At 30.3% G+C, this 2299-nt stretch carries 2 protein-coding genes; both read right to left on the minus strand.

The window, feature by feature from the left end; translation table 11 throughout:
- Positions 1–153: 153 nt before the first annotated feature.
- On the minus strand, positions 154–1323 hold the full coding sequence (locus ITB9_RS00730; protein ID WP_054850728.1) for a DUF6438 domain-containing protein: 1170 nt from the start codon (positions 1321–1323) through the stop codon (positions 154–156).
- Between the two features lie 153 nt (positions 1324–1476).
- Positions 1477–2091 (minus strand): hypothetical protein, encoded by a 615-nt coding sequence (locus tag ITB9_RS00735; RefSeq protein ID WP_054850729.1) that lies wholly within the window; start codon positions 2089–2091, stop codon positions 1477–1479.
- Between the last annotated feature and the right edge of the window lie 208 nt (positions 2092–2299).

Here is a 2299-nt window from a genome sequence, read left to right on the forward strand (position 1 = left end):
GCTTCAGCATTAAAGCTAACGTGTTTGTATATGGTTTGTTGGGTGGTTTAAGCACCTAATTTAGCAAATAAAAACCGAATAGAAAATCCGCGAGGATTTTCGTAAGTAGGCTAGAACTAGCAATAAATTATATACGGTGTTACCACCAGTTTTTTAATCGTATTTCGTTTTTTTCTTAAAATCAGATTCTTTAAAATTCCTTTCGATAAAGTTGTATCCTAAATCATATGTTACTGACTTTTGGTCTTTGAATGAAAACTTAAATAATTTCCCATCAGATTCAATTTTATCCAATTCATATTGGTGTTTTCTTTTTTCGTTTGGGTCAGCTCCCCAATATGTATAATTACCTCTAAAGCCAATATTATATTTAGAATTAAATTTTGTGTTAACTATTTTAGAGTCTTTTATTTCTGTCCATAAAAAGAAGCTTTCTGATTTTTCTAATCGTAATATCTTTGAATCTTTTTTGAAAGTGTAGTAATGTAGTTTTGGATAAAATGGTTCGTCATTTGCTAAACTATCAAGTTCAATTTGTGTGTATAAACTTTGAATAGGAACATAGGCCCAAATTAATTCTTTTGGACCTGCTTTCCCATAATCGTGAATCGTCTTGATTATTTGTCCATCTTTCACAAATGTTGTTGTAATACTTTCATCATCTGTATGTCCAACTGCATAATCACTTTTTAAACTGTCGATATTTGCTTTCGCAAACTTTGAAAATATGTAATCAGTTTTAATACTATCAATTAAGGATTCATAAAACCCTAATGGTTTTACATAGCCTTCTCCCTGAAAATATATTTTGTTATTATTATTTATTGAAATGTCGATTATTGGGCAAGAACCATAACAACCAGAACTTGAGAATATAATTTGGTCAAATGAGTTGCTTTTTTTCTCTTTTATTCTTTGAAGTTTAATGAAAGTTGTGTCATTTTTTGTAAGAATTAAAGTGTCAGTTAATTGTTTCTTAATTTTCCATTTAAACTCCCAATTTCTATTAAATGGATTTAAGATAAAAATACTATCGTTTTTAACTTTATAGTCAGTAAACGTTCCTTTGTAATTCAGTTGCCTTTTTTTTGTAATCGAATCTTGGTCGTATCTTTTAAATCCATTAAATAGTTCGATTTTATCTTCTGTAAACCCAATACCAAAAGGTCTATTAAAACCTGGTGGTTGTGAATAATCATTGTCATCAATTTTTTCAATTTTACTCCATTCTCCGATTAGATTATTTTGGGTGCTTTTTTTCTCGGTTTCACAGCCTAAAATTAGTGGAATAAAAATAAGATATATGAATTTCAGTTTCGTCATTTTCTCAAATTGGTGGTAACGGAATTGTGTATGATTTCGTTGCGTGTTTAAGCACTAAATTTAACAAATAAATCACATATAGAAAGTCCGCGAGGACTTTCGTAAGTAAGCTAGAACTAGCAATGAATTATACACGTTGTTAGCAGCTGCTTTTTAATCAAATTCAATTCGTTCTTTATTCTGTTTAGCCCAATCAATAATCAATTCCTTAATTCTTGATTTGTCCTCTTTTTTTAATTCCGATTTGGTAGGCAAGCACCAATGGTTTTCTGTTTCAAACCATAATCTTATTCCTCCAACTTCTAATTCCCATTCGAACTCTATCAGTTTTCCATTTTCTACAAAATAGATATATCCATTTCTTCCTTTATTCGAGAAATGAATTCCGTTTTTAGTCAGCAGTTTTTCAATTCCGTCTTTTTTTCTTCGTTCTGTTTTCCATTCTCCATTTAGTTTCTCTGAAATATGTACTTGAAAATTATTCTCACTTACTTTATAAGTTGTCCAACCAAAAGGTAATTTATAGTCCAATCCTTTTAAAGTTGTTTTCGACTGCTTTTTACAATAAGAATTCACTTTGTCCATTTCCATTATTTTGGCTGCTTTAGCTAATTCAGTCCAAAATTCTTCTGAAAAATAATGTTCGGTTTCGTCTGCTAATTCAACAAGACTTTCCAAAGCAAGTCCAAATTCGTTTTTTTCGTAAAATTCAATGCTGTTTTGAAATTGTCTATGGTTTTTATAGAATTCAGGAATGTAGTCAATCATTCGCTTAATTATATTTTTAGGCGATGATTCTACTCGGTTTTTCTTTATAAAACTAAATATTCCCAATGTTCGTTTTAAGTTGCTGCTAACGTGTTCGTGTATGGTTCAGTTGCGTTGGCTAGGACTAAGTTAGTAAACAAAAACGAACCAGAGGAAATTCCGAAGGAATTTCCAAGTAGGCGATAATCAAGCAATTGATTATACACGT

Source organism: Olleya sp. ITB9 (assembly GCF_001315805.1).
Classification (GTDB): domain Bacteria; phylum Bacteroidota; class Bacteroidia; order Flavobacteriales; family Flavobacteriaceae; genus Olleya; species Olleya sediminilitoris.